This is a genomic window from Bradyrhizobium sp. DOA9 (assembly GCF_000617845.2).
Taxonomy (GTDB): domain Bacteria; phylum Pseudomonadota; class Alphaproteobacteria; order Rhizobiales; family Xanthobacteraceae; genus Bradyrhizobium.
Map to the genome: position 1 here is coordinate 1 of NZ_DF820425.1, position 5,189 is coordinate 5,189.

A 5,189-nucleotide genomic window follows, 5' to 3' on the forward strand; every position below is an offset into this window, starting at 1 on the left:
AAACGGCACTTGATGCGGTTTCAGACGACCACGTCACAGTACTGTTGGTAATCGCATTCGCAGCGACACTGCCGGAGAGTGTGATCGGTCCAAAGTCCGAGTGGGTCAAATCGTAGGCTGTATAGTTGTCGGCACCAATGTTGTACTGATAGATTCCAGTTCCGACACCTGTCGAGTTGGCGAAAATAAGATTCGTCGATGAAATGAATTTCGGGCCGTCATCGAGGAGACGCACCGCGCTTCCGATCGCGGTCGATGACGTCGCCACGTCGCCGTCGCCGTCCGTCACCGTCACGACCGCATTGATCGTGCTGCCGAGGTTCAGCGCCTCGCTGATGTCGGCCGGCGTATCCGGCGAGTTGTGGTGCAGCGACACATATTGCACGACGCTCAGCACGCCCGTGCTCGCATCGATCGCAACCGCAAACGCCGCATTGTCCGCAGCCGTGATCGTCCCGGACCCGTTCGAGTCGTAGCGGCCGACCACGATCCCGTTCTCCAGGAACAGCTGGATCGCATGACCGTCCGTCGTCGTCAGCCCGGAGTTCGCATTGGCGATCGCCAGCGAGAACAGCGTCGTCGCGCCCTCCTGGTCCGCACCAACCGCAGAGCCGGCCGAGCTCACCACCGCACCGACGCTCTGTGCATACTGCGCCGCCGGCAGGTCCGTCCCGGGGTTCGCGACGCCCGCGAACACCAGCGGGCCGGCAACCTCGTTGCCCTGCACGCCCGCAGACTCGTCCACCGTCACGGTCACTTCCGTCACCGCGATCGCCGCAAACGGGCCGTCGTCGAGGAGACGCACCGCGCTTCCGATCGCGGTCGATGACGTCGCCACGTCGCCGTCGCCGTCCGTCACCGTCACGACCGCATTGATCGTGCTGCCGAGGTTCAGCGCCTCGCTGATGTCGGCCGGCGTATCCGGCGAGTTGTGGTGCAGCGACACATATTGCACGACGCTCAGCACGCCCGTGCTCGCATCGATCGCAACCGCAAACGCCGCATTGTCCGCAGCCGTGATCGTCCCGGACCCGTTCGAGTCGTAGCGGCCGACCACGATCCCGTTCTCCAGGAACAGCTGGATCGCATGACCGTCCGTCGTCGTCAGCCCGGAGTTCGCATTGGCGATCGCCAGCGAGAACAGCGTCGTCGCGCCCTCCTGGTCCGCACCAACCGCAGAGCCGGCCGAGCTCACCACCGCACCGACGCTCTGCGCATACTGCGCCGCCGGCAGGTCCGTCCCGGGGTTCGCGACGCCCGCGAACACCAGCGGGCCGGCAACCTCGTTGCCCTGCACGCCCGCAGACTCGTCCACCGTCACGGTCACTTCCGTCACCGCGATCGCCGCAAACGGGCCGTCGTCGAGGAGACGCACCGCGCTTCCGATCGCGGTCGATGACGTCGCCACGTCGCCGTCGCCGTCCGTCACCGTCACGACCGCATTGATCGTGCTGCCGAGGTTCAGCGCCTCGCTGATGTCGGCCGGCGTATCCGGCGAGTTGTGGTGCAGCGACACATATTGCACGACGCTCAGCACGCCCGTGCTCGCATCGATCGCAACCGCAAACGCCGCATTGTCCGCAGCCGTGATCGTCCCGGACCCGTTCGAGTCGTAGCGGCCGACCACGATCCCGTTCTCCAGGAACAGCTGGATCGCATGACCGTCCGTCGTCGTCAGCCCGGAGTTCGCATTGGCGATCGCCAGCGAGAACAGCGTCGTCGCGCCCTCCTGGTCCGCACCAACCGCAGAGCCGGCCGAGCTCACCACCGCACCGACGCTCTGCGCATACTGCGCCGCCGGCAGGTCCGTCCCGGGGTTCGCGACGCCCGCAAACACCAGCGGGCCGGCAACCTCGTTGCCCTGCACGCCCGCAGACTCGTCCACCGTCACGGTCACTTCCGTCACCGCGATCGCCGCAAACGGGCCGTCATCGAGGAGACGCACCGCGCTTCCGATCGCGGTCGATGACGTCGCCACGTCGCCGTCTCCGTCCGTCACCGTCACGACCGCATTGATCGTGCTGCCGAGGTTCAGCGCCTCGCTGATGTCGGCCGGCGTATCCGGCGAGTCGTGGTGCAGCGACACATATTGCACGACGCTCAGCACGCCCGTGCTCGCATCGATCGCAACCGCAAACGCCGCATTGTCCGCAGCCGTGATCGTCCCGGACCCGTTCGAGTCGTAGCGGCCGACCACGATCCCGTTCTCCAGGAACAGCTGGATCGCATGGCCATCCGTCGTCGTCAGCCCGGAGTTCGCATTGGCGATCGCCAGCGAGAACAGCGTCGTCGCGCCCTCCTGGTCCGCACCAACCGCAGAGCCGGCCGAGCTCACCACCGCACCGACACTCTGCGCATACTGCGCCGCCAGCAGGTCCGTCCCGGGGTTCGCGACGCCCGCAAACACCAGCGGGCCGGCAACCTCGTTGCCCTGCACGCCCGCAGACTCGTCCACCGTCACGGTCACTTCCGTCACCGCGATCGCCGCAAACGGGCCGTCGTCGAGGAGACGCACCGCGCTTCCGATCGCGGTCGATGACGTCGCCACGTCACCGTCTCCGTCCGTCACCGTCACGACCGCATTGATCGTGCTGCCGAGGTTCAGCGCCTCGCTGATGTCGGCCGGCGTATCCGGCGAGTCGTGGTGCAGCGACACATATTGCACGACGCTCAGCACGCCCGTGCTCGCATCGATCGCAACCGCAAACGCCGCATTGTCCGCAGCCGTGATCGTCCCGGACCCGTTCGAGTCGTAGCGGCCGACCACGATCCCGTTCTCCAGGAACAGCTGGATCGCATGGCCATCCGTCGTCGTCAGCCCGGAGTTCGCATTGGCGATCGCCAGCGAGAACAGCGTCGTCGCGCCCTCCTGGTCCGCACCAACCGCAGAGCCGGCCGAGCTCACCACCGCACCGACACTCTGCGCATACTGCGCCGCCGGCAGGTCCGTCCCGGGGTTCGCGACGCCCGCAAACACCAGCGGGCCGGCAACCTCGTTGCCCTGCACGCCCGCAGACTCGTCCACCGTCACGGTCACTTCCGTCACCGCGATCGCCGCAAACGGGCCGTCGTCGAGGAGATGCACCGCGCTTCCGATCGCGGTCGATGACGTCGCCACGTCACCGTCTCCGTCCGTCACCGTCACGACCGCATTGATCGTGCTGCCGAGGTTCAGCGCCTCGCTGATGTCGGCCGGCGTATCCGGCGAGTCGTGGTGCAGCGACACATATTGCACGACGCTCAGCACGCCCGTGCTCGCATCGATCGCAACCGCAAACGCCGCATTGTCCGCAGCCGTGATCGTCCCGGACCCGTTCGAGTCGTAGCGGCCGACCACGATCCCGTTCTCCAGGAACAGCTGGATCGCATGGCCATCCGTCGTCGTCAGCCCGGAGTTCGCATTGGCGATCGCCAGCGAGAACAGCGTCGTCGCGCCCTCCTGGTCCGCACCAACCGCAGAGCCGGCCGAGCTCACCACCGCACCGACACTCTGCGCATACTGCGCCGCCAGCAGGTCCGTCCCGGGGTTCGCGACGCCCGCAAACACCAGCGGGCCGGCAACCTCGTTGCCCTGCACGCCCGCAGACTCGTCCACCGTCACGGTCACTTCCGTCACCGCGATCGCCGCAAACGGGCCGTCGTCGAGGAGACGCACCGCGCTTCCGATCGCGGTCGATGACGTCGCCACGTCACCGTCTCCGTCCGTCACCGTCACGACCGCATTGATCGTGCTGCCGAGGTTCAGTGCCTCGCTGATGTCGGCCGGCGTATCCGGCGAGTCGTGGTGCAGCGACACATATTGCACGACGCTCAGCACGCCCGTGCTCGCATCGATCGCAACCGCAAACGCCGCATTGTCCGCAGCCGTGATCGTCCCGGACCCGTTCGAATCGTAGCGGCCGACCACGATCCCGTTCTCCAGGAACAGCTGGATCGCATGGCCATCCGTCGTCGTCAGCCCGGAGTTCGCATTGGCGATCGCCAGCGAGAACAGCGTCGTCGCGCCCTCCTGGTCCGCACCAACCGCAGAGCCGGCCGAGCTCACCACCGCACCGACACTCTGCGCATACTGCGCCGCCGGCAGGTCCGTCCCGGGGTTCGCGACGCCCGCAAACACCAGCGGGCCGGCAACCTCGTTGCCCTGCACGCCCGCAGACTCGTCCACCGTCACGGTCACTTCCGTCACCGCGATCGCCGCAAACGGGCCGTCGTCGAGGAGATGCACCGCGCTTCCGATCGCGGTCGATGACGTCGCCACGTCGCCGTCTCCGTCCGTCACCGTCACGACCGCATTGATCGTGCTGCCGAGGTTCAGCGCCTCGCTGATGTCGGCCGGCGTATCCGGCGAGTCGTGGTGCAGCGACACATATTGCACGACGCTCAGCACGCCCGTGCTCGCATCGATCGCAACCGCAAACGCCGCATTGTCCGCAGCCGTGATCGTCCCGGACCCGTTCGAGTCGTAGCGGCCGACCACGATCCCGTTCTCCAGGAACAGCTGGATCGCATGACCGTCCGTCGTCGTCAGCCCGGAGTTCGCATTGGCGATCGCCAGCGAGAACAGCGGCTCCTTTGCGCCGTCAGCTCCCGTCACAGAGCCGGCTGAGCTCACCACCGCACCGACGCTCTGCGCATACTGCGCCGCCGGCAGGTCCGTCCCGGGGTTCGCGACGCCCGCGAACACCAGCGGGCCGGCAACCTCGTTGCCCTGCACGCCCGCAGACTCGTCCACCGTCACGGTCACTTCCGTCGCCGCGATCGCCGCAACCGGGCCGTCGTCCAAAATTGTCAGATGCGGACCGACATCTACGCTCGCGCTCGAGCTCTGGTTGCTGTTGTCAGTCACCGTTACCGTGAGGGTCACCAACCCGGCCGGCAGCGAAATCCCTTCGTTGGAATCGCCCGGCGTCAGCTCGTGCACAGCGCGCAATTCCGTCAGTGTCACATTGCCCGCTGCATCCACGGAGACCGTGAACACCAGGGCGCCGCCACCGGCAGTGCGACCTTCCACGACACCGCCGGCGCCGACCGACAGCAGAACGTGCTGACCCGTTGCCGAGTCGATGAGACCGGAATCCACGCCCGGTGAGCTCACCGACAGCGCGAAGGTCAACGACTGAACGCCACCCGGTACGTTGAGCGTCACGGGCAACAGTCCGCTCACCGTGGTGCTTGCAAGGCTCGGCGTG

General features: G+C 66.9%; 1 protein-coding gene. It reads right to left on the bottom strand.

Annotated elements, in window-relative coordinates; genetic code table 11:
* A partial coding sequence (locus BDOA9_RS00005; protein WP_025031893.1) for a DUF5801 repeats-in-toxin domain-containing protein occupies nt 1–5,189 on the bottom strand: 5,189 nt, incomplete at both ends.